The organism is Pseudomonas sp. PME37.24/006, assembly GCF_055556635.1.
In genome coordinates this window covers 1,078,809-1,101,538 of record NZ_JBVHNL010000002.1, presented here as the reverse complement: position 1 = coordinate 1,101,538, position 22,730 = coordinate 1,078,809, and the positions used below count along the sequence as shown (strand labels likewise).

The 22,730-nt window shown below is 60.6% G+C and carries 22 protein-coding genes, 1 tRNA gene and 1 pseudogene; 13 read left to right on the top strand and 11 right to left on the bottom strand.

The window, feature by feature from the left end:
• Positions 1–101: 101 nt before the first annotated feature.
• A complete protein-coding gene (locus ACZ3GY_RS10655; RefSeq protein WP_225831028.1) occupies positions 102–1,400 on the top strand; it encodes an OprO/OprP family phosphate-selective porin in 1,299 nt (432 codons plus the stop codon).
• A gap of 109 nt (positions 1,401–1,509) precedes the next feature.
• Entirely contained in the window at positions 1,510–2,634 is a 1,125-nt protein-coding gene (locus ACZ3GY_RS10650) for a GNAT family N-acetyltransferase (protein WP_465909984.1), read from the top strand.
• 58 nt (positions 2,635–2,692) lie between these two features.
• On the opposite strand, the gene ACZ3GY_RS10645 is transcribed toward ACZ3GY_RS10650, so the two are convergent.
• The 4 genes from ACZ3GY_RS10645 to ACZ3GY_RS10630 form a co-directional block, all read right to left on the bottom strand.
• Positions 2,693–2,956 (bottom strand): DUF2790 domain-containing protein, encoded by a 264-nt coding sequence (locus ACZ3GY_RS10645; RefSeq protein WP_463564280.1) that lies wholly within the window; start codon positions 2,954–2,956, stop codon positions 2,693–2,695.
• Between the two features lie 196 nt (positions 2,957–3,152).
• Positions 3,153–4,988 carry an ABC transporter ATP-binding protein gene (locus ACZ3GY_RS10640; protein ID WP_465909983.1) on the bottom strand — a complete coding sequence of 612 codons (1,836 nt, stop codon included), beginning with the start codon at positions 4,986–4,988 and terminating at the stop codon, positions 3,153–3,155.
• Positions 4,989–5,144: 156 nt separating this feature from the next.
• Positions 5,145–5,699, bottom strand: a complete 555-nt coding sequence (locus ACZ3GY_RS10635; protein ID WP_463564282.1) for a peptidylprolyl isomerase — start codon at positions 5,697–5,699, stop codon at positions 5,145–5,147.
• A gap of 131 nt (positions 5,700–5,830) precedes the next feature.
• Positions 5,831–6,754 carry a PA3225 family LysR-type transcriptional regulator gene (locus ACZ3GY_RS10630; protein WP_465909982.1) on the bottom strand — a complete coding sequence of 308 codons (924 nt, stop codon included), beginning with the start codon at positions 6,752–6,754 and terminating at the stop codon, positions 5,831–5,833.
• Between the two features lie 76 nt (positions 6,755–6,830).
• On the opposite strand from ACZ3GY_RS10630, the gene ACZ3GY_RS10625 reads away from it, so the two are divergent.
• From ACZ3GY_RS10625 to ACZ3GY_RS10610, 4 genes are all read left to right on the top strand, one after another.
• The gene (locus ACZ3GY_RS10625; protein WP_463564284.1) at positions 6,831–7,145 is read left to right on the top strand and encodes a 3-phosphoglycerate kinase; all 315 of its coding nucleotides are present in this window, start codon (positions 6,831–6,833) and stop codon (positions 7,143–7,145) included.
• A gap of 147 nt (positions 7,146–7,292) precedes the next feature.
• On the top strand, positions 7,293–7,892 hold the full coding sequence (locus ACZ3GY_RS10620; protein WP_465909981.1) for an FMN-dependent NADH-azoreductase: 600 nt from the start codon (positions 7,293–7,295) through the stop codon (positions 7,890–7,892).
• Between the two features lie 239 nt (positions 7,893–8,131).
• On the top strand, positions 8,132–9,034 hold the full coding sequence (gene rarD / locus ACZ3GY_RS10615; RefSeq protein ID WP_465909980.1) for an EamA family transporter RarD: 903 nt from the start codon (positions 8,132–8,134) through the stop codon (positions 9,032–9,034).
• Positions 9,035–9,130: 96 nt separating this feature from the next.
• Positions 9,131–10,483, top strand: coding sequence for a DEAD/DEAH box helicase (locus ACZ3GY_RS10610; protein ID WP_465909979.1), 1,353 nt, complete (start codon positions 9,131–9,133; stop codon positions 10,481–10,483).
• A gap of 51 nt (positions 10,484–10,534) precedes the next feature.
• Here ACZ3GY_RS10610 and ACZ3GY_RS10605 read toward each other — a convergent pair whose 3' ends face one another.
• Together ACZ3GY_RS10605 and ACZ3GY_RS10600 are read right to left on the bottom strand one after the other, a co-directional pair.
• Positions 10,535–10,825, bottom strand: a complete 291-nt coding sequence (locus ACZ3GY_RS10605) for a hypothetical protein (protein WP_463564287.1) — start codon at positions 10,823–10,825, stop codon at positions 10,535–10,537.
• A gap of 83 nt (positions 10,826–10,908) precedes the next feature.
• A complete protein-coding gene (locus ACZ3GY_RS10600; protein ID WP_465909978.1) occupies positions 10,909–12,684 on the bottom strand; it encodes a S8/S53 family peptidase in 1,776 nt (591 codons plus the stop codon).
• Between the two features lie 184 nt (positions 12,685–12,868).
• Between ACZ3GY_RS10600 and ACZ3GY_RS10595 the strand changes: the two genes are divergently transcribed.
• Together ACZ3GY_RS10595 and ACZ3GY_RS10590 are read left to right on the top strand one after the other, a co-directional pair.
• Positions 12,869–13,276 carry a PTS sugar transporter subunit IIB gene (locus tag ACZ3GY_RS10595; RefSeq protein ID WP_463564289.1) on the top strand — a complete coding sequence of 136 codons (408 nt, stop codon included), beginning with the start codon at positions 12,869–12,871 and terminating at the stop codon, positions 13,274–13,276.
• 116 nt (positions 13,277–13,392) lie between these two features.
• A complete protein-coding gene (locus ACZ3GY_RS10590; RefSeq protein WP_465909977.1) occupies positions 13,393–14,118 on the top strand; it encodes a substrate-binding periplasmic protein in 726 nt (241 codons plus the stop codon).
• Between the two features lie 16 nt (positions 14,119–14,134).
• Here ACZ3GY_RS10590 and ACZ3GY_RS10585 read toward each other — a convergent pair whose 3' ends face one another.
• Both ACZ3GY_RS10585 and ACZ3GY_RS10580 read right to left on the bottom strand, forming a co-directional pair.
• Positions 14,135–16,351 carry an LTA synthase family protein gene (locus ACZ3GY_RS10585; protein WP_465909976.1) on the bottom strand — a complete coding sequence of 739 codons (2,217 nt, stop codon included), beginning with the start codon at positions 16,349–16,351 and terminating at the stop codon, positions 14,135–14,137.
• 272 nt (positions 16,352–16,623) lie between these two features.
• Entirely contained in the window at positions 16,624–16,815 is a 192-nt protein-coding gene (locus ACZ3GY_RS10580) for a PFL_1563 family small protein (RefSeq protein ID WP_225831056.1), read from the bottom strand.
• 167 nt (positions 16,816–16,982) lie between these two features.
• Here ACZ3GY_RS10580 and ACZ3GY_RS10575 point away from each other — a divergent pair, with 167 nt between their 5' ends.
• The 3 genes from ACZ3GY_RS10575 to ACZ3GY_RS10565 all read left to right on the top strand — a co-directional run bounded on the left by ACZ3GY_RS10575 (position 16,983) and on the right by ACZ3GY_RS10565 (position 18,494).
• Positions 16,983–17,822 (top strand): CvfB family protein, encoded by an 840-nt coding sequence (locus tag ACZ3GY_RS10575; RefSeq protein ID WP_465909975.1) that lies wholly within the window; start codon positions 16,983–16,985, stop codon positions 17,820–17,822.
• Between the two features lie 70 nt (positions 17,823–17,892).
• Positions 17,893–17,968 (top strand) — tRNA-Thr (locus tag ACZ3GY_RS10570).
• 94 nt (positions 17,969–18,062) lie between these two features.
• Positions 18,063–18,494, top strand: coding sequence for a bleomycin resistance protein (locus ACZ3GY_RS10565; RefSeq protein WP_463564293.1), 432 nt, complete (start codon positions 18,063–18,065; stop codon positions 18,492–18,494).
• An 80-nt stretch (positions 18,495–18,574) separates the two neighbouring features.
• Here ACZ3GY_RS10565 and ACZ3GY_RS10560 read toward each other — a convergent pair.
• A pseudogene (locus tag ACZ3GY_RS10560) lies at positions 18,575–18,815 on the bottom strand (nuclear transport factor 2 family protein); the annotation flags it as partial.
• A gap of 116 nt (positions 18,816–18,931) precedes the next feature.
• On the opposite strand from ACZ3GY_RS10560, the gene ACZ3GY_RS10555 reads away from it, so the two are divergent.
• Entirely contained in the window at positions 18,932–19,195 is a 264-nt protein-coding gene (locus ACZ3GY_RS10555; protein ID WP_465909974.1) for a hypothetical protein, read from the top strand.
• Positions 19,196–19,493: 298 nt separating this feature from the next.
• Entirely contained in the window at positions 19,494–21,581 is a 2,088-nt protein-coding gene (locus ACZ3GY_RS10550) for a putative bifunctional diguanylate cyclase/phosphodiesterase (RefSeq protein WP_465909973.1), read from the top strand.
• Positions 21,582–21,586: 5 nt separating this feature from the next.
• Here the strand turns inward: ACZ3GY_RS10550 and ACZ3GY_RS10545 are convergent, their stop codons facing one another.
• On the bottom strand, positions 21,587–22,309 hold the full coding sequence (locus tag ACZ3GY_RS10545) for a Crp/Fnr family transcriptional regulator (RefSeq protein ID WP_225831087.1): 723 nt from the start codon (positions 22,307–22,309) through the stop codon (positions 21,587–21,589).
• 201 nt (positions 22,310–22,510) lie between these two features.
• Positions 22,511–22,726, bottom strand: a complete 216-nt coding sequence (locus tag ACZ3GY_RS10540; protein ID WP_463564297.1) for a CsbD family protein — start codon at positions 22,724–22,726, stop codon at positions 22,511–22,513.
• Positions 22,727–22,730 lie beyond the last annotated feature (4 nt).

Here is a 22,730-nt window from a genome sequence, read left to right as displayed (position 1 = left end):
GCAACCGCGCTGAAATATGCCCTCGCCAAGATTCCCCCAGCACGAACGAGCGCCAAGCTCGGGTGTTTTTCAGCACTTAAGTTCAATTAGGGGAATTCTCGATGATCCGTAAGCACTTCGCCGGTTTCGCAGCCAGCGCCCTGGCTCTGGCCGTTTCCGCCCAGGCTTTCGCCGGCACCGTCACCACCGACGGCGCTGACATCGTAGTTAAAACCAAAGGCGGCCTTGAGGTTGCCACCACTGACAAGCAGTTCGGTTTCAAGCTCGGTGGCCGTGTACAAGCTGACTACAGCACTTTCGATGGTATCTACACCGTAAACGGTGACAACGCTGATGCTGCCTACCTGCGCCGCGCGTTTCTTGAACTCTCCGGCTATGTCTACAAAGACTGGGCCTACGTTCTGAGCTACGACTTCTCGCACAACTCGGGTAGCCAGGAAGATGGTTATTTCGATGAGGCTTCCATCGCCTACAACGGCTTCGCTCCGATCTCTATCAAAGTTGGCCGTTTCGACCCGGAGTTCGGCCTGGAAAAAGCCACCAGCTCGAAGTGGGTGACAGCTACTGAGCGTAACGCTGCTTACGAATTGGTCGACTGGGCCAACGCCCACCAGAATGGCCTCGGCGTCCAAGTTTCTGGTACTGCGGCTGACTCCCTCTACGGCTCGGTTGGTGTTAGCGCCAAGGATCAGAACGACGTCGATGGCGAGAGCACCAAGCAGTTCAACCTGCGCGGCGTTTTTGCACCGATGCACGAGGCCGGTAACGTACTGCACGTCGGTTTCAACTATGCCTACCGCGATCTATCCGACACTGCCTTCGATGGCCGCATCCGCAGCCGCATGGGTATGCGTGGTGTGAGCACCGGTGGTGGCAATGACGCCGGTACCAATGGCAACCGCCTGGTACTGGGTGGTGCCAACAACCTGGTAGCCGGCTCTTATGGCGACGATGCCGCCATGGGTCTGGAAGCTGCCTTTGCGGCAGGCCCGTTCTCGATCCAGGGCGAATACATCAAGCGTAAGCTGGAGGCCGATGACGCCGCGTTCCAGGACATCAAGGCCACGGGTTATTACGGCCAGGTTGCCTACACGCTGACCGGCGAAGCCCGTGGCTACAAGCTCGGCAAGTTCGACAGCATCAAGCCTGAGAACAAGCAGATCGGTGCCTGGGAACTGTTTTACCGCTACGACAACCTGTCGGTCGATGATGACAATGGCGCTTTCGCAAACGTTGGCGATGTCGAAGCCAAAGTTCATAACCTGGGCGTCAACTGGTACGTCAACGATGTGATCAAAGTAAGCGGCATGTACGTCAAGGCCAAGGCTGACAACGCTACCAACGCCAATGGCGATGACGACGGTGATGGCATGGTCTTCCGCGCCCAATACGCGTTCTAAGCAAAAAGTTTCAAACGTGGTGCTCCTTTGAACCCCGCCTAGTGCGGGGTTTTTTATTGACCGGGCACTTGGCTATATAGTGTGCGCTGATTGCTCGCGGATATTGCCGATGCCTGTTTACAGCCTGCACGCCCTCAACGAATTCGACGCCGCCACCTGGGACGGCCTACTCAGCAGCCCCCAGCCGTTTCTGCGCCACGCTTTTCTCAGCGCCCTCGAAGACAGCGGCAGCGTTGGCGGACGAAGCGGTTGGCAGGCGGCGCACCAGGTGCTGCTCGGTGCCGATGGCAAGCCGCTGGCGGCGCTGCCGGCCTACGTCAAATACCATTCTTCCGGCGAGTACGTGTTCGATCATGGCTGGGCCGACGCCTGTCGTCGCGCTGGTATCGCCTATTACCCCAAGCTGTTGGGTGCCATTCCGTTTTCGCCGGTGACCGGCCAGCGTCTTCTGGGTACGGCCGATGCGGCGGGGCAGTTGCTCGACGGAGTTACTGCGTCTCTGCAGGAACAGGGGCTGTCCAGCTTGCACGTGAACTTCACCGATGCCGCTGACAATGAGGTGCTGCAGGGACGCGAGGGTTGGCTGCAGCGCCTGGGCTGTCAGTTTCACTGGCATAACCGCGGCTACCGGGATTTTCAGGATTTTCTCGACACCCTCAGCTCACGCAAACGCAAGCAGATGCGCAAGGAGCGCGAGCAGGTGGCGGGGCAGGGCATCCATTTCGACTGGCGCGAAGGGCAGCAGTTGAGCGAGGCGGAGTGGGACTTCGTCTATCACTGCTATGCCAATACCTACCATATACGCGGTCAGGCACCTTACCTGAGCCGGGCCTTTTTCAGCCTGTTGGCCGAGCGCATGCCCGAGGCCATTCGCGTGGTGCTGGCCTGTCGCGGCGCACAGCCGGTGGCCATGGCGTTCAGCCTGCTAGGTGGCGACAGCGTGTATGGGCGTTACTGGGGTTGCCTGGCCGAGTTTGATCGGCTGCACTTCGAGACCTGTTTCTACCAAGGCATGGAGCAGGCGATCGAGCTGGGTCTGCAGCGCTTCGACGCGGGCGCACAGGGTGAGCACAAGCTGATTCGCGGCTTCGAACCGGTCATCACCCATTCCTGGCACTACCTGGTGCATGGCGGGCTACGTGATGCGGTGGCGGGGTTTCTGCAGGAGGAGCGAGAGGGCGTACTGGCCTACGCAGAGCAGGCGCGGGAGATGTTGCCGTATAGGCAGGCCTGACCTGAAGCAGTAGCGCGCTGCGGTTGCCCACAGCGCGCCAGCGCAGCACGCGATCAATTCAGCCGTCGTAGCGGCCGCCCCACTCGAGGAAACGCATCTTGTGGGTTTCGCCCTGGCTGTCGGTGAACACCATGATCACCGGCACGACACCCCTCTTGTCGGAGACGTCGGTGCGGTACAGGATTTTCTGCACATCGACTTTCATGCCGTAGTGATAGTCCTCGGTCGGCAGGCCAGCACCGGGTTTGGGATGGATGTCGGCGGCGAACACGGCAGGAGCGAGACTGGAAAGCAGGGCGGTAACGGCAGTTGCAATTTTCATGATGAAGTCCTCGATCATTTCGATGTGAGGCAGCCTGACCGATCCAATCGGTTTCGTTGCCTCGTGGGACTTATATGACCAGTAATGCCGGCATCGCGGAAATTGATGCCTTTGCTAGTGGACATCATGAAAAATGATGATGTTAGCAAGCTAACGATTTGCTTGGCGTACTCAGGCCGGCACTGCCCCGCCAGCATCAATCGACGCCGACGAAGCCGCCTGTCTGGTGTTGCCACAGGCGGGCATACAGGCCGCCGCGCTCGATCAGTTCGGCGTGGGTACCGGTCTCGATCACCTGGCCCTTGTCGATCACTACCAGGCGATCCATGCGCGCGATGGTGGATAGCCGGTGGGCGATGGCGATTACCGTCTTGCCGTCCATGAGGCTGTCCAGACTTTCCTGAATGGCCGATTCGACTTCCGAGTCCAGGGCCGAGGTGGCTTCGTCCATCACCAGGATTGGCGCGTCCTTGAGCAGTACCCGGGCAATGGCGATGCGCTGACGCTGGCCGCCTGATAGCTTGACCCCGCGTTCACCGACCTGGGCTTCGAAGCCGACGCCGCCCTGGCTATCGTCCAGCGTGTTGATGAAGCCGTCCGCGCGGGCCTTGCGGGCAGCGGCCCAGAGTTCTTCATCGCTGGCATCGGGCCTGCCGTAGCGCAGGTTGTCGCGGATCGAGCGGTGCAGCAGGGAGGTGTCCTGAGTGACCACGCCGATGTTGGCGCGCAGGGTTTCCTGGCTGACATCGGCGATGTTCTGGCCATCGATGAGGATGCGCCCGCTTTCCAGGTCATAGAGGCGCAGCAGCAGATTGACCAGGGTCGACTTGCCGGCGCCCGACGGGCCCACCAGGCCGATCTTCTCGCCAGGGCGAATGTCGATGGTCAGGCCGCTGATCACGCCGCCTTTCTTGCCATAGTGGAAGTTCACGTCGTCGAAGCGCACGCCGCCTTGCTGCACCTTCAGCGGTTTGGCGTCTTCGCGGTCGAGCACCTCGCGCGGCTGGACGATGGTCTGCATGCCGTCCTGCACGGTGCCGACGTTCTCGAAGATGCCGTTGACCACCCACATGATCCATTCGGCCATGTTGTTGATGCGGATCACCAGGCCCAGCGCCAGGGCGATGGCGCCAGTGCTGATCATCGACTCGCTCCATAGCCACAGGGCCAGGGCGCCGGTGCCGACGATCAGCAGGCCGTTCATGCAGGTGATCAGAAAGTCCAGGCTGGTGATGGTGCGCGACTGCAGGCGGAATTTATCGAGCAGCTCCTGCATGGCCTCGCGAGCGTAGGTTTCTTCCTCGCGGGAGTGGGCGAACAGCTTCAGCGTGGCGACGTTGCTGTAGCCGTCGACCACCCGGCCCATGACCTTGGAGCGCGCTGCCGAAGCGGCTGCCGAGCGCTCCTTGATGCGTGGCACGAAGTACCAGAGGGCCGCGCTGTAGCTGATGATCCACAGCGACAGTGGCACCACCAGGCGCAGATCCGCGGCCGCGAACAGGTATAGCGCACTGCCGGCGTAGACCAGCACGTGCCACAGTGCATCAATTACCTGCATGGCCGAATCGCGCAGCGACGGACCGGTCTGCATGACGCGCTGGGCGATGCGCCCGGCGAAGTCGTTCTGGAAGAAGTTCAGGCTCTGCTTGAGCACGTAGCGGTGGTTCTGCCAGCGGATCAGGTTGGTCAGCCCCGGGTTGATCGCCTGGTGGGTGAGCAGGTTGTGCAGGCCGAACACGAAGGGCCTGATGATCAACGCAACCAGCGCCATCCACAGCAGTTCGTTGCGGTGTTCGGCGAAGAACGTACGTGCGTCGGTGGTCGCCTGGGCCATGTCGATCAACTGGCCGAGAAAACTGAACAACGCCACTTCGATCAACGCTGCGAAGAAGCCGATCACCAGCACGGCGATCATCAACGGCCAGACCTGTTTGAGGTAATGGGCGTAGAACCGCAGCATGCCTTCAGGCGGTGCTACGTCAGGGCTGGGTTTGAAGACATCGATCAGGTTTTCGAAGCGGCGGAACAACATGGGGCACAGTCTGCTCTGGCAAATGGGCGGGCGTTTTGCTTGTTGCTACCGACAGGGCAGGCCTGCCGGCTGGAATGCTGAGGGATATGAGCACATGGGCTCAGAGGCGAACCCGCGTGCTCTGGCACGCGGGTTACTTGCAGGAGGGTAGCAGTATCAGAGGCGCTTGGCGTCGAGAATCACTATCGGATCCACTGGCACGTTCTGTTGGCCAGAGCGGTTGGCGGTGCGCACCTGGGCGATGCGGTCGACCACTTCCATGCCACGGGTCACCTTGCCGAAAACGGCGTAACCGAAGTCCCGCGAGCCATGGTCGAGGAAGGCGTTGTCAGCATGGTTGATGAAGAACTGGCTGGTCGCCGAATCACGCGCCTGGGTACGAGCCATGGCCAGCGTGCCGCGCACGTTGTGCAGGCCGTTGTCGGCTTCGTTCTTGATCGACGCATTTGTGTTCTTCTGGCGCATGCTCTCGTCGAAACCGCCGCCCTGCACCATGAATCCTGGAATCACGCGGTGGAACTGGGTGCCTTTGTAGAAGCCGCTGTCCACGTAAGCCAGGAAGTTCTTGGTACTGATCGGCGCTTTTTGCTCATCGAGCTGAATTTCGATTTCGCCCAGGCTGGTGGTCAGCAGCACCACTGGGTTTTCGGCGGCCATAAGCTGGGCGGTGAACAACAGAGAGCAGGCGGTAAGGGCGAGTTTCTTCAACATCGTGTCTAGTCCTGAGGTGAGGTGGCAGCAGTGTTTTCGACTTCATGCAGAAAGGCAAGCAGGCTGGGAGTTCAAACGCTGCGTTGTAAGCCTGCAGCGATGGCCTATCGAAACAGGTCATCGAACGCTGATCAGGCCGGTGGCGGCGAGGCGAAGGCCGCATTAAGCGGAGCCGCATCGAAGCGTTGAATCAGATCGGTGAGGATCTGCGTGGCCGGCCCCAGGGCTTTGTCCTTGCTGGCGTAGAGAAAGAATACCGGGCTGCGGCTGCCGCCCTTTTCCAACAGCAGGGGCTTGAGCAGACCGTCGCTCAGTTCACGCTCAATCATATGGCGCGGCAACCAGGCGAAGCCCAGGCCGTTGCCGACGAAGGTGGCGGCAGTGGCCAGGCTGCCCACCGTCCAGCGCTGTTCGGCGCCGAGCCAGCCGACATCGCGGGGCTGGTGGCGACCAGAGTCGCGGATCACCACTTGCATCTGGGTTTCCAGATCCTGGAAATTCAACTGTCGTTGTAGGCGGTGCAGGGCGTGATCGGGATGGGCCACGGCGATGAATTCCACCGGGCTCATTTCCGAGCCGAGAAAGCCGGGAATGTTATAGCCGCTGATCGCCAGGTCGGCGACGCCTTCCTTGAGCACTTCCTCGACACCCGACAGCACTTCCTCACGAAGGCGTACACGGCAGCCACGGCTTTGCGGCATGAATGCGGTGAGTGCGCGCACCAGCCGCGCGCTCGGGTAGGCGGCGTCGACCACCAGACGAACCTCGGCTTCCCAGCCCTGTTCCATGTGGTGCGCAAGGTCTTCGAGCTGGCTGGCCTGCTTGACCAGTTGCCGGGAACGGCGCAACAGCACGTCACCCGCTTCGGTAAGCACAGCTTTGCGCCCATCGATACGCAACAGCGGCACACCCAACTGCTCCTGCATGCGCGCCACCGTATAGCTGACCGATGATTGCGAGCGGTGCAGTACCTCGGCGGCCTGGGCGAAGCCTCCATGGTCGACCACGGCTTGCAAAGTGCGCCATTGATCAAGGGTTACGCGTGGGGCCTTCATTTCATCTCCTCTACCAGCCCCTGTGCACGGGCAGGGTACTGGCCCTAAACTGACGGCCCACCGTTGGAGGCTGGCCATGAAAAAACTCTGTTGTGCGCTGATCGCCTTGCTACCGCTGGCAGCTCAGGCTTATCCCATCGAACTGGAGAAGCAGCTCAATGGCGCCGAGGTATCGGCCAGCTCCCAGGAAATCGACCACAACATGGCGGCGGTGCGGGTACAGAACTACGGCGAAACGGCGGCTTCCTGCAAAGCGGTGTTTCGCAACGGCCCGGAAGCGCCACGTACCCGTAGCGCCAATCTGGCAGCGGGGGAGAGCGGCAACCTGACGGTGAAATTCGCCCGCAGCATCATCCGTCTGCGTGTCCAGCTGACCTGCGAACCACAGTGACCTGAAACTTCGAGCAGCCTAGGGTCTGATCCCGAACAAATCAACTTCATCGATATTTAGTGGTGGATATTTACGCTTTATTATCGAACCTCGTTTATCTAGTCTCGCGCCCATCGTTTGATACCCGCCTATCGATGGAGTGACCCCATGGCTCAGTTGTTAGTGATTGAAAGCAGTGCGCGGCAGCACGGCTCGGTTTCACGACAACTGACCGAGCGCCTTCTGGCGCACTGGCGCGAGAAGCGCCCCAACGACGCCGTCTGCCGTCGTGATCTGGGCGTCGAGCCGTTACCCCATCTCGATACCAGCCTGCTTAACGCCTGGACGCAACCTCCTGAAAAGCATGGCGCAGCCGAATGCGCGGCGTTGCAGCGCGCCAATCAGTTGATCGATGAACTATTGGTTGCCGATGTGCTGGTGCTGGCCGCGCCGATGTACAACTTTGCCATTCCCAGCACACTCAAGGCCTGGTTCGACCACGTGCTGCGTGCCGGGGTGACCTTCCGTTACAGCGAAAACGGTCCGCAAGGCATGCTGCATGGCAAGCGCGCTTTCGTGCTCACCGCCCGTGGCGGCATTTATGCGGGCGGCTGTCAGGATCATCAGGAGCCTTATCTGCGTCAGGTGCTGGCCTTCATGGGTATCCACGACGTCACCTTCATCCATGCCGAGGGCCTCAACCTCGGTGCCGAGTTCATGGCCAAGGGTTTGGAAGCCGCCGAGCTGCGCCTGACTCAAGTGATATGAATCTCCACTCGCACCCGGTGCTCCTGGGTGCGACTTTCCAAGGGATCGCTTCGGCGGTTCCTTTTTTTGCCTGGAGTTTCGTGGCGCAGATGATTGTTTGCCTTGCGCTGAACCGTTATGGTGCGCCGCCGTTCGCGACAGCGTCGCTGGCATGTCTGTCTGCGCCGTTTTGGTGCCGCTATTGCGGCCGCCTGATAGCCTGAACAGCGTGGGTGATTTCTCTCTCTTCGAGGTGCGCAATGACGCTTTCCGGACGTGGTGTGGTGTTCTCTGTCAGCGCCTCGATCCTGTTCGCCCTGATCCCTGGCTACGTGCAGATGCTCACGCCGCTGGACGGTTTCCAAGTGTTCGCCCAGCGCGTGCTCTGGTCGATTCCGGCGGTGTTGTTGCTGGTTACCGTGCTGCGTCAGTGGCCGGTGCTGCTCGCTGTCCTGCAGCGCCTGCGCAGCGAGCCTTTGCTGTTGGCCGCCTTGCCGCTTTCGGCGGTACTGATCGGCGTGCAGTGGTTCCTGTTCGTGTGGGCGCCGCTTACTGGGCACATGCTGGATGTTTCGCTGGGTTATTTCCTCTTGCCGCTGGCCATGGTGCTGGTTGGCCGGGTGTTCTATGGCGAGCGACTGCGCCCCTTGCAGAAGATTGCCGTGGCCTGCGCCTTTGCTGGCGTCCTGCATGAGCTGTGGCGTTCCCAGGCATTTTCCTGGGTGACGCTAGTCACTGCGCTGGGCTATCCACCGTATTTCATGCTGCGTCGCTGGATGCGTCTGGATGCCCTGTCCGGGCTGATTCTGGAAATGCTGATGCTGACGCCACTGGCCATCTGGCTGATCCTGCAGTGGGCGCCGGACAACGTATTCGGCGAATTCCCTCGATTGTGGTGGCTGGTGCCGGGCATGGCATTGCTGGGCACCATCGCCCTGGCCGCGATGATGGCGTCGTCGCGGCTGCTGCCGCTGGGGCTGTTCGGCATCCTCAGCTATGTGGAGCCGGTGCTGCTGTTCATGGTTTCTCTGCTGTTTCTGGGCGAGCAGTTCGACTCCGGCCAATTCCTCACCTACCTGCCCATCTGGCTGGCAGTGGTACTGGTGGGCTGGGACAGTGGACGTCTACTGATCAAACAATGGCGCATGCGGCCGGCCATCTGACAGTTTTCAGCCATCCGTTCGGAGAAAGCATTCGGCCCCGGAGCGCGAACGCGGTAACCTATGCGGCTGATTTAGCATTTGCATCGAGGTTGCCCCGTGTTTGCCCAATTTGCCCTGCATGAACGCCTGCTCAAAGCCGTGGCCGAGCTTAATTTCGTCGAGCCGACTCCGGTACAGGTGGCGGCGATTCCGCCTGCGCTGCAGGGCAAGGATCTGCGCGTAACCGCCCAGACCGGTAGCGGCAAGACCGCTGCCTTCGTATTGCCGATGCTCCACCGCCTGCTCGGCGACGGTAATTCCAAGCAGCGCCTGAGCGTGCGTGCACTGATTCTGCTGCCGACCCGCGAGCTGGCCCAGCAGACCCTCAAGGAAGTCGAGCGCTTCGCCCAGTACACCTTCCTCAAGGCCGGTCTCGTCACTGGCGGTGAAGACTTCAAGGTGCAGGCCGCCATGCTGCGCAAGATCGACATCCTGATCGGTACCCCGGGCCGTCTGATCGAGCATGCCAACGCCGGCAACCTGCTGTTCGAAGACGTGGAAATGCTGGTGCTGGACGAAGCCGACCGCATGCTCGACATGGGCTTCGCCGAAGATGTGCTGCGCCTGGCTGAGCTGTGCGGCAACGCGCACCAGACCCTGCTGTTCTCCGCCACCAGTGGCGGCGCCGGCCTGCGTGAGGTGATTGGCAAGGTGTTGCGTGACCCCGAGCACCTGCAGCTCAACCGCGTCAGCGAGCTGGCCGAGGGCACTCGCCAGCAGATCATTACCGCCGACCACAACCATCACAAAGAGCAATTAGTCGAGTGGTTGCTGAGTAACGAGACCTACGACAAGGCGATCATCTTCACCAACACCCGTGCCCAGGCCGATCGTCTGTACGGCAAGCTGGTGGCCAAGGAATTCAAGACCTTCGTGCTGCACGGCGAGAAGGATCAGAAGGACCGCAAGCTGGCCATCGACCGCCTGCGTCAGGGCGCCGTGAAAGTGCTGGTCGCCACCGACGTGGCCGCCCGCGGTCTGGACGTCGATGGACTGGATCTGGTGATCAACTTCGACATGCCGCGCTCCGGCGACGACTATGTACACCGCGTCGGCCGCACCGGCCGTGCTGGTAGCGAAGGCACTGCGATCTCGCTGATCACTCACGGCGACTGGAATCTGATGTCGAGCATCGAGCGCTACCTCAAGCAGCGTTTCGAGCGTCGCAGCATCAAGGAGCACAAAGGCATCTACCAGGGGCCGAAGAACCTCAAGGCATCTGGCAAGGCCGTTGGCCCGAAGAAGAAAAAGATTGATCCGAAAACCGGCAAGAAGATCGCCAAGAAGCCAGCGGCGAAAACTCCAGCCAAACGCAACACGGTGAACAAGCCGAAGAGTGATGCCCCGACCTTGGTCAGCCAGGATGGGCTGGCGCCGCTCAAGCGCAAGGCGCCTTCCGCCGACGCTTGATGCGTCAGGGCTGCTGACAGGCGCGCTCATGCCGCGCCTGTCAGCTCAGCCTCACTCCACCTGTTCCTCGACCTCGCCGCCGATCTCTTCCAGCTCGCGCAGGCGCTGGTCGTAGGCGTCGCAATCGGTGCCCAGCTTGTCGGCTTCGGTTTGCGGCTCCGCTTCCTTGAGTTCCTGGCGCAACAGGGCGGCCCGTTCGGGATCGCGCTGGGTTATTTCCTCGATCTTTGCAGCCAGCTCCTGGGCTTTGGCGGCGGCTTCGTCGGCCGTGCAGGCCTGTGCGTGACCGGTGCCGTAGAGCGCCAGGGCCAGGCCGCAGAGTGGCGCGATATGCTTGATCATGCTCAGTTCCTCACGCTTGGCAGGGTCATGTCCTGGGATTGAGTGCCTGCTTGGCGTGAAGGTTCAGGCTATCGGCCGGCGTGCTATTTCACGCTGTCCAGGCTGCGCACCGTCAGATCCAGGGCTTTCTGCATGTCCAGCCTGGCCGAACGGCCGATGTCCTTGTCGTTCAGGTCGAAGCCGCGCTCGGAGGGCAGAATTGGTGCCGTCAGGTCGTCTGCATCCGTTGGCTCGAAGTCGAATTCCTCACCGATGGTCATGGCGCTGCGGCGCAGCAGCATGCGCAACTGATCAGGATGCAGCTCGGGGTTGATCGACATCAGCGCCGCGACCACGCCCGCCACCAGTGGCGTGGCGTAGGAGGTGCCGCAATGCACGCTGCCCTGTTTGCCTTCTTCTGCGGTTGAAGCGCGCACGCAGGCGGCAGCGGTGATGTCGACGCGGGTATCGACGTTCGAGGAGCTGCGCCGGGTAACGTAAGCCGGGTCGTCTACCGCGACGTCCTTGCGCTCGCTGCGCTGGTGGCCGCCCACCACGAACAGTTGCTCGGTGACGAAGGAGGAGGGCAAGCGGTAATCGTCGGCGCCGGAGAATGACGCACCGTTGCCGGCGGAGTTGATGACCACCACATCCGGGTGTTCGCGACGCAGCCACAGGAAGAATTCTTCGAGCAGTTCCTCGTAGCCGCTCATGGCAATGCCCGAGCGCACCAGCGAATCGATCTCGTCGCCATGGATGTTCTTGGCGCCGACGCGGTGAATGCCCCAACTCCAGTTCAGCACGCGAACGCCATCTTCGACCAGATTGACCGAGGCTGCGATGTTGGCGGTGATGCCGGCATCCGAGTTACGGTCGACAATCACTTCGAAGCCAGGGCCGGCGCCGTCCAGGCCACGCAGGAAACCAGTGTTGCCGCCATTGTCCCAGCGCGCGGCGAGGATGCCGGCAACGGTGGAGCCATGGCCATTCGGCTTGTCGGCGTCGCGGCTGTACAGGCGAGTGTGAGGGGTATGGCCATCGCGCTCGGCGGCGCCGAGGTAATCCTTGAAGTCCGGGGCGTCGAAGTCGACATTGCGCTCGATCAGGCCTATGCGCACGGGCTTGGTTTCGATGGGCGAGCGCTTGGACGGGATACGCCGCTGGTAGTAGTTCACCGCATCGATAAAGCGGTTCGCTGCCCATTCCTCTTCGTCGAGGTGAGCATCTGCGTATTCACCAGCTGGCGCTTCCTGCTCCTCTGCCGAGGATTCTTCGATCACTACGGCATCCACACTCAGCTCGCTGCCCAGGCGTAGCACCATGGCATCGCGCTGGATCAGATCCTTGGCTGGCAGACGCAGCTGGAAGGTATTGAGCGGCGGAATCGCGCCGACCACTTCAGCACCGTATTTCTTCGCCAGTGCCTTGGCCGTCTCGAGGCCTTTCGCGTCTTCTTCGATGACCACGCTGACCAGGTCGACGTAGGTGTTCAGGCCATCCATGTTCTTGGCCACTTCACTCGGCTTGGCTGCCAGTACATGGCTGCCCGCCATGGACAGCCACACCGGATTGCTGACTGCGTCGCCCTGCTGCAGCCACAGCGGGCCACTGCGGTAGCTGTCGCTGTTCAGGGTGATACGCAGACCATCGCGACGGCTTACTGCACTGGCGGGCAGCGGTTTACCGTCGAGCAACACCTGCAGGTCGCCGCTTGCCATGCCGCGGGCGTCGAGGCAGAAGGTCTGGCGCTGGCTATCGAGCACGTCTTCACAGCGGTACAGATGCTTGAGCCGCAGCGGCTCGGCCGCCAGTACCGATGGCGCGATGGTCGCCAGAAGCAGGGCGCTGAGAACGGGGCGCAGCGGTAGCCGGCGGAGCATGGGTGAGTCCTTTGTGCGAAGGGGAAGATGCGCCTCAGACTGGCGGCGTTTGCCTTGGTTCAGGCTGCGTTTGGGCAGATAGGGCGAACCTTGCCCAATGCAGCAGCGTCACACGTTTACAGGTGCCAACGGGCGCCGCATCCGATAGTCCCATCGGGTGCCCTAAATGGTGGGAGATGATGATATGACGACTCAGACCCAAACCCATAATTGGGATCTCATCGAGCGCATACTGCACGAAGTCCAGAACAGCGCCGGCCAGGCGTTCGTGCCGCGCCGCTGTGCCGAGGAACTGGCCGAGGCGCTGCAGCAGGCTGGTCAGGATGTACAGGATATCGACGGGCTCAAGGCCCAGGCCGATCGCTATGAAGCCACGCTGCTCGCTGGCGGCTTTATCGAACCACGCCCGGAAAGTGAGGGCGGCAATGGGGAAAACTTTGTGCTCACCCCGCGCGGCTCCCAGTTGCTGAGCATGATCGACAGCACCTTCCCCGGGGAAGAGCATCCGCGTGAGGTGCTCGACCAACACGGGCTGGCGGCGCTCACGCCAGAGGTGTTCGATGGGCTGGGGCCCAAGGCCACGCTAGTTTGAATACCGGTGATGGGCGCAGTGGCTGGTAAGCTTTGGTATGGGCGATGAGTACTGTGCTGGACAGCGTGATTCGCCCCCGCTATACCAACTGGCTACGGAGCCGATGAGTGGCAGTTATGCGCATGAAGTGGTGGGTAGTCGGATTGTTGCTCCTCGCGCTGGATTGCGTGGCCGAGGAGTTGAGAATCGGCTTTGGCACCCACAAGCCACCCTATGTCTTCGAGAGGCAAAACAGAGGGCTCGAGTATGACGTAGTGGTCGCCGCTGCGCGTGCCGCCGGCTTTACGGTGAAGCCTTATTACTCGCCCATGGAGCGCCTGCATCGTTCCTTCAAGCTTGGTGAGATTGAGGCGATGACCACCACAAGCTCCAAGGATGGGGCAGCGCCTTTCTATTCGCAGCCTTACATCTACTACCAGAACGTTGCCATGTCATTGGCATCTCGCGGCTATCGCATAGAGCGCATCAGTGATTTGCGGCACTACTCGGTTCGCGCTTTCCAGCGCGCCCGTTTCCTGCTCGGCGACGAGTTCCGGCAAATGGCCGAAGACAACCCCCGTTATCATGAGGAAGCCCAGCAGGTCGCCCGCAATCGACTGCTTTATAGCGGGCGTGTGGATGTAGTAATTGGTGACCGGCGCATCCTGCATTACTTCAACCGCGAGGTGTATGCCCAGGTCGATGTCGGCCAGCCGGTCATCGAATACCCGCTCTTTCCCGCCACCCCATACCATCTGGGGTTACACGACGAGGCGCTGCGTGATCGCTTCGATAAGGGCTTGGCAGCTATCCGTGCCAGCGGCGAGTACGCTGAGATCGAACGGCGTTACGCGATTTATTGAGCCCAGTGAGCGTGGCTCACTGGGTCAATTCTGCACTTTCTTCCTCTGCCTGAGCTGCCAGCAGTTCGGCTTCGATCGGCCGCGTAGCGACGCTGAAATCGGTGATTTCGATGGAGCCTTTGCCTTCGCCCACGAGGTGGAAGGAAAACGCCTTGCGCGTATCGAGGTTGTCGAAGGCAAAGCTCAGCTCCAAGGGTTGGCCTTCCTTCAACAGCGGAATCTCCGGGATGTTGATCAGCACATCACGGTCGAATTCCTTGGTTTTCAGGCGCAGCGTAGCGCCTGATTTGGCCATCTTCAGTGCATTGATCTTCAGCGTCACCGTCGTCTGTGTGCCTTTCGGCAGCTCCAGGTACTGGGCACCGATCAGGTTGTCGGCCCAGTCGTCGCCTGGCGTAGTGCGCAAGCGAATACGTTCGTTGCTGGCGAACTGCAGCAGCTGGTTGCCCTGGCCATCGCTGAGTGAACGATCCAGCAACTCTGCACGCTGGCTCACCAGACGCGCCGGCTTGCCGCTGACGCGGCCGAGGTAGTGTGCGTGATCGGCAATGAAGCCTGGGCTGGCATAGCGGCGGCAGACCTGCTGGAAATTACATTCGGTGAGTGTGCCGTGGCCGTCGTGCTCGCGCAGCAAGCCGTTGGTGTAGGAGATGATCTCGCGGCCTTGGGCGTAGTCACGCAGCATCGAGCGACCAGCGATATCCGCCGGCAAGGGCAGGGCGAAGTAATCGAGAACCGAGGCGGTGAGATCGACGTGCCCATAAACGCCTGTCTTGATCGACGGCAACTGAGCCTGCTCTGGCGCCAGCATAAGGTTGAAGCCCCAGGCTGATGCCAGGCGCACGTTCTCGATACCGTGGGACTCGTCGGAGGTGACTATCACCAGGGTGTCGTCGAGTATGCCGCGCTTGTCCAGAGCCTCGAGGAACTCGCCAACAGCATCGTCGAGGTAAGCGATGGCCGCCTGTTTGGCGTTGGGGTGGCGGTCGAGGTAGTCGGCCGGGGCGGAGTAGGGCTGATGGGTGCCGACGGTCAGCAGAGTCAGCATCCAAGGCGCTTTCTGCTTGCGCAGGCCATCAACGTAGGTCAGCGCGCCTTCGAAGTAGGATTTGTCGTCCATGCCCCAAGCGAAGTCGAGGTAGGGCGTGTTGCGGAACCAGTCGCGGCCCAAGGTCTTTTCGAACCCCATGCGCGGCATGATCTGATCCTTGGCCATGAAACGCAGCCCGGCGCCCTGCAGGAAGTGCGTGCTGAAGCCTTGTTCGCGCAGTTGTGCGGGCAGGCACTGGGCGCTGCGCTCGGCATTGGCCAGTAGCTCGATGCCTTTCGGCGTGCCCGAGGCGAGCTTGTCGTAGTCGCCACAGAGCATCGCGTAGAGGCCACGGATGGTCTGGTGGCCGTGCAGTACGTAATCATTGGTCAGCATGCCGCGTTCGGCCCATTGGCTCAGGCGTGGCATCGGGTCAGCCTGGTAGCTGCTGCCGATGGCCTGGCGGCTGGCGGCGATATAGGCGCCGGGAATACCTTCCAGGGTGATGATCAGAACATTGCGCGCGCGGCCGGGCTCGCTCAATAGCGAGGTACCGTCCATGTCCAGCCGGGTCAGTCCGGTTACGTCCGGTGGGCTGCTTGGCTGGCCCCGGGCGATCCAGTCTTCGACGCCGATTTGAGCGGTGCTGATACCTTCCGCCAGCCACTTGTGCGGCAGGTTGAACTGCAACCACTGATCCGCTTCGCTGGGGCTGTGGTACTGGGAGATGCTGTGTGCGCTGAACAGGCCGAACGGTAGCAGCAGCCAGGCCGTCGATGGTTTGCTGGTGCGTTGTTTGCGGCTGACGGCAAGCAGGGCGAAGAACGCCAGCGCAGCCGAGATCAGCCCGGCAGCCAACCAGGGATGTGTGAGGCCGCCGCCCTGGGTCGAGTGGCTGATAAATTGTGCATCGGTGAGGTAATGCAGATCTGCCGGCTCCGGCATTCGCCCTACGGCGCTGACCAACTCGGCGGTACCGAGGTTCAGCGTTACCCAGCCCAGAATCAGCGGAATGCCGAGCAACAGACTGCGGCGTTGTACCAGCCACAGCAACAGGCTGCCGATGGCCAGATCCGAGAGATAACCGAAGGGATGCGACCAGCCCAATGTGTAGCGGCTGATCAAAGGAAGCAAAATGAACAAGACAACCAGCGCTGCCAGAGCACTGACGGGTCGCTGCAGCCAGGGGCTGAAAAAACGCACTTGTATTCCTTAAGCAATTGCCAGTGAACGACGTGCCCGCTCGAGCTTTATCAGATCGGTTAAACGACGTGGCAAATAGACAAGACGCTGAGCCGGAGAACCGACTGCGTTGAAAGCGGACTGACATCATTCTGAAACATGCGCGTGCTCATCGCTAGCGACAAGCTGCAAAGACGAGAAATAAGTCGTTCAAATCATTGCCCGGACGGGCTAGGGAGGCTGCCGACCTGGCGCCCGGCATTGCAGGCGCTGCAGGTCGATACAGACGGGTATTACTTCTTGGCGATAGTAATGTGACGGCTGGCTGGACCGTTGGTCTGGCCGCTCACACCTTTGGCGATCTCTTGGATCTTGCCGCCGGACTTGATAAACGCCGCTATCTGGGCGTCGATCGATTCGCTGGTTTCGACAGCTGGGGCTGGTTTAGCTTTGCTCTGGGATGCTTTGACGCGCATGACGGCCATTTAACCTACTCGAGAAATCAAGATGGCCGCGTATTGTACCACCGCTGGGCGCCTCGCTGTTCACTCAATGACCAGTGGGCAGAAAATGCGCTCAACCTGGCGCGCACAGCCGAGAATCCCGCAGGCGACTCGGGTAAACTGCCGGCCTGAAAATGAGGGTAGGCACCATGGCTGTTATCGGACGTATGAATTCCTTGCAGGTCGTCAAGCACACCGACTTCGGTCTGTACCTGGATGGCGGGGCGGATGGCGAGATCCTGCTGCCCAAGCGTTACATCCCCAAGGAGACGCCGAGCGAGGTGGAAGACTGGCTCAACGTGTTCCTCTATCTGGACAGTGAAGACAAGTTGATCGCCACCACCGAGAAACCCAAGGTGCAAGTCGGCGAGTTCGCCAGCCTGAAAGTGGCCGACATCAATCGCGTTGGCCTGTTTCTCGACTGGGGCCTGCCCAAGGATCTGCTACTGCCGCACTCCGAAGAGAAGCGGCCCTTGCAGATCGGTGATTACTGCGTGGTGCACGTGTTCGTCGACAAACGCAGCCGCCGCATCACCGCGACCGCGCGGCTGGATCGTTACCTGGACAAGGTGCCAGCGACCTACAAGGCCGGCGAAGAAGTCGATCTGCTGGTGGTCGAGCCTACCGATATGGGCTTCAAAGCCATCATCAATGGCAAGCACTGGGGGCTGATCCACAAGAATGAAGTGATCGGCTTCATGCGTGCAGGCATCCGCCAGCCGGGCTTCATCAAGGACATGCGCAGCGACGGCAAGATCAGCCTCAGCCTGCAGCCGATCGGCCAGCAAGCGGCGGGTGGTCTCAGCGAGCAGATTCTCAGCCGCCTGCGTGACAGTGGCGGCACGCTGGAGGTAAGCGACAAAAGTTCGCCAGAACGTATTAGCGAGATGTTCCGGGTCAGTAAGGGTAACTTCAAGAAAGCCATTGGCGGTCTGTACAAGCAGGGGCTGATTCACATCCATGAAGACCGCATCGAACTGGCCAAATAAGAGGTGTGCCTTTTAAGCGTCTAGAAAACGTTTGAGTGGCGCGCTTCGCCTGCTGAATAATGCATTTCCCGCCGGTGTAGCTCAGTCGGTAGAGCAGCGCACTCGTAACGCGAAGGTCGTAGGTTCGATTCCTATCTCCGGCACCAGACAATGCACTCCATTGAAACCCGCATGCAGCGGGTTTTCTGTTTCTGGAGTGTCCCGATTGTGGCGAGCGATCCTGATGCATGGAGGCAGCTCATGTTTCATCGCAACAAGCTGGTGCCGGAACTGATGGTCACCGACCTGCAGAGCAGCCTTGCGTTCTGGGTGTCCTGCCTGGGTTTCAAGGTGGCGTATCAGCGCCCGGAAGATGGCTTCGCTTACCTGGATCTGGATGGCGCTCAGGTCATGCTCGAACAGGTTGATGCCTCGGCAAGCCAATGGCTCGCCGCGCCATTGGCCCGGCCATTTGGAAGAGGTATCAATCTGCAGGTGGACGTTCCTGCGGTTGGGCTCATCATCCAGCGCCTTGACCTGGCGGGTTTCAGCCTGTTTCGAGACTGTACGGATACCTGGTACAGGGTTGATTCCGTGGAGGTGGGCCAGCGCGAGTTCATTGTCCAGGATCCCGATGGCTACCTCGTCAGGCTGGTGGAACGCTTGGGTGAGCGGCCATACCATTCAAGTTGAGATCGATCCGATTGGACGTGTACGGCCCTTTTCGTTGGCTAAGAGTGTCACGTGCGAGGGTTAAATACGTTGATGTTCGGATCGTTGTAATTGGCGCTGATGGCATCTTTTCCCATGTTGACGCGGACGACGGTAGTCGTCGGGGTAACCGCCAGCACGTCCAGGCGGGTGGTGATGCCCGGTGCGTCGCCAATGGTTTCGACGAATCGATACAGATTGCTGATCGGGCCGCCGAGCAATTGAGCGTGTACATCACCGCATCCGGGCGCAAAGCCTGCTCCGCCCCCCGCGCAAACCTTCAGCGTATCTGGCTGCGGATGCGCCGGGCCGCCGACACGATTTCCGCCAGCCGGTGCCTTGATCTCCTGAACCTCTCCCGGCGTATGCCTCTCGGACGTTATAAGTCCCAATCTTTGACTTCATCAGAGGTGCGCACCATGAGTGTCAATGCTATCGACAGTGCTCGTAACTCGGCTTATTCCACCTATCAGGACGCCCTCAATTGGGCCGGCTCGCTCAGTGCTCAGCGGCCCACGGAGGGTGAGCCGTCAGAGGAGCCGGGTTGGAATACGGACATCCAGCCCGACGAGTTGCCGCAAGAGCAGCCTGGCGAGTTGCCACAAGAGCAACCTGAAGAGTTACCGCAAGAGCAGCCCGAAGAGTTGCCGAAAAATCCGGGTAACGGGCAGAGCGAAATCTGACTGGCACGCCAGCCACGGCAAGTACATACAAGCGCCCGGTCATAAGCCGGGCGTTTTCATGTCGCTCGTCCCCTCGAACCGCCGGGCTGCTGGCTGCAGCTTAAGTGCGCTAGCGTACGGACGATTTGCCGCGAATCTGTAATGTTTCAGGTGATGGATAATTGGCCAACATTCTCTGTCCGCCAGCCGAGCGTAAGTGTTTGGGCAACATATGGAGCAGGCCGGATTCCATCGCAGCGATGCGTTCGTCCGGCTCTGCAGTTGCGCCGCAATGGAGTTTGCAGAAGAGCGAGGCGTTATGAGCTACCGGGTTTTGCTGGTCGCCGCCGACATAGAGTTGTGCAACGGGTTGCAGATGGCGTTGAGCGAGGTGGGCGATGGCTCGTTTGACTGCGAGTGTGTTGCCAGCCTGTCGACGGCTGAGGTTCGTCTCAGGCGCAGCGGCATTGATGCGGTACTGCTGGATCTGAACCTGCTTCATGGTACCAGCAGCGCGCTCTGTTCGCGCCTGTTCGCGTCGGCGGCGGATGTGCCTGTCATGACGCTCTGCGAACCGAAGAGCGAAGGGTTCGCGCGACAGGCACTAAGCTGGGGGGCGCATGGCTATCTGATCAAGGGCCAGGTTGCCGGCGGCCTGCTGGCCCGTTCGGTAATCGCGGCTATCCACGCCAAGCTGGGCGAGAGGCGCATACGCACGCGCGCCCAAATCACCTTGGACTGTCTCGCTGATGCGGTGATCGGCACGGATGTGCACGGCCAGGTGGACTACCTCAACCTGGCCGCCGAACGCCTGACCGGGTGCCGGCGTTCGGAGGCCTTGGGCCGGCCCATCGCCGAGGTGATGACGCTGATTGACAGCGTTACTCGTACCATCTGCCACAGCCCTGTCGAACGATTGCTGCGGCGAGGTCGGCGGGCGCCCGAGGCAGGCAGTACCCTGCTGGTGCAGAGTGATGGCAGCACCCTTGCCATTGAACAGTCCGCCACGCCCATCCGCGATGGCAAGGGCCCTATTAGCGGTGCGGTCACGGTGTTCCGCGATGTCAGCGTGTCCCACGCTGCGGCGCTCAAAATGTCTCATCTGGCGCAGCATGATGGCCTGACCCAACTGCCCAACCGTGCTTTGCTCAATGACCGCATTTATCAGGCGATTAGCCTGGCTCAGCGTACCGGCAACGTGGTGGCCGTGATGTTTCTCGACCTGGATCACTTCAAGGCGGTTAACGATTCGCTCGGCCATCACCTTGGCGACAAGCTGCTGCTAGCGGTGAGTCAGCGGTTGACGGCCTGTGTACGCAGTTCCGACACAGTCAGCCGTACCGGCGGCGATGAGTTCGTGGTGCTACTGGCTGGCGACAGCGACGGGCATAGCGCAGGGCTTACCGCGCGGAAGATTCTCGATGCGTTACAGGTGCCTTACCTCATTGAGCAGCAGCGTCTACAGATCACCTGCAGCATCGGCATCAGCTTGTATCCCCGGGATGCAGACGCCGCCGAGGCGCTGCTGAGGAATGCCGACCAGGCCATGTACTACGCCAAGGAGAGCGGGCGTAACCACTACCTGTTCTTCCAGCACGATATGAGGCTGCGCGCCAGCGAGCGCATGGCGGTGGAGCAGGGCTTGAACCATGCCATCGAGCACCAGCAACTGCGGCTTTATTTCCAGCCCAAGGTAGATCTGCGCAGTGGCCGAATTACCGGTGCCGAGGTGTTATTGCGCTGGCTGCATCCGCAGTGGGGGCTGACCTTGCCAGAGCGTTTTTTGCCGATTGCCGAGGCCAGTGGTGTGATGGTTCGCCTGGGCCGCTGGGTTCTGCACGAGGCTTGCCTGCAGGTTGGCCGCTGGGATGCCCAGGGCATCGTGCTGGAGGCGATTTCGGTGAATATATCGGCCGTCGAGTTTCGCCACCCGGGATTCGTTGCCAGGGTGCGCGAAGAGCTCGCCGAGTCTGCCCTGCGGCCAGATCGCCTGCACTTGGAATTCACCGAGGGCGTGCTGATGCACGATGCTCAAGCCAGCCAGCAGGTGCTGGCGCAGCTAAAGGCACTTGGCGTGCGGCTGAGCATCGACGACTTCGGCACAGGGTATTCGTGCCTGAGCCTGTTGCTGCTGTTGCCCATGGATTCGCTGAAAATCGACCAACGGTTTATCGCCGAAATCAGCGAGTCGGACAGTGATGACCCGATCGTGCGTGCGCTGATCGCCATCGCTACCAGCCTAAAACTCAAGGTGGTGGCCGAGGGCATCGAAAGTCCTGCGCAGCTGGCCTTTCTCGATGCCGCTCACTGTGATGAGGGGCAGGGCCATCTGTTCAGTGCCGCACTCAACGAACAGTGCTTCACCGCGCTGATGCAGTTACCGCAGCCTTTTTACCTGCTGCCTTGAATGCTTCAGTGGCGCAGCGGCATGTAAGACAGCAGGCGGTCGGTTTCCTTTTTCACCACGCAGTAGCACTCACAGCTCATTTGTTCGAGCCGCTTACGGTTGAGTACCGTGATATGCCCACGGCTGTATTCGATCACGCCTTGGCGCTGCAGCTTGCCTGCAGCCTCGGTGACACCCTCGCGGCGTACGCCGAGCATGTTGGCGATCAGCTCCTGGGTCATGGTCAGTTGGTTGCTGGGCAGGCGATCGAGTGACAGCAACAGCCAGCGGCACAACTGCTGGTCGATTGAGTGATGGCGGTTGCACACGGCGGTTTGCGACATCTGGGTGATCAGTGCCTGTGTGTAGCGCAGCATCAGCACCAGCATCTCGCCATGGCGGTTGAATTCGTCTTTCAGGCGCTGCCCTTGCAGGCGGTAGGCGTAGCCAGCACTTTGCACCACGGCACGGCTGGGCGTGCTTTCGCCACCCATGAACAGGGATATACCCACCAGCCCTTCGTTGCCGACCACGGAGATCTCCGCAGAGGCGCCACTTTCCATGACATTGAGCAAGGAAATGATGGAGTCGGTCGGAAAGTACACATGGCGTACCGATTCGCCTGACTCATAGAGCACCTGGCCGAGCGGCAGGGTGACAAGTTCTAGGTGCGAAAAAAGCCTCTCCTGGACTTCGCCAGGCAGAGCAGCCAATAAGTGGTTCTGCTGAGGCATGCAGTCTTCAGGCATGGAGTCCCTTCGGTATCGACGCGATTAACCTTCTGACTATACGCCTGGAATACACATGGCTCCGTTCGCTAGCGTACATAGCGCGCTGGCTACTCGGTCTCATCACTGCTCAGGTTGCCAAGGTTTATCGAACTCTGGCCATCTTCGAGCTTCCCCACGTCGGGCATCGGCGCTCTGTAGAGGCGTTGGCGGGTTTGCTTGTCAGGTGGTGCGGTGCCGTTCGAAGAAGCTGACGATCTGTTTATGCGCTTGCTCGTGGGTCATGTCATAGCGTTTTTGTACCAAGTGGGTGAGTTTGTCCAGATCACCCCCGGATTTGATCAGCTCCTCCAGGGTTAGGTCGTCCCAGACAATCTGGGCCAGGCCTGCGAGGAGCCGCCATTTACCCTTGATGATTTCGGTCAGTGGTCTGTTCATGGTT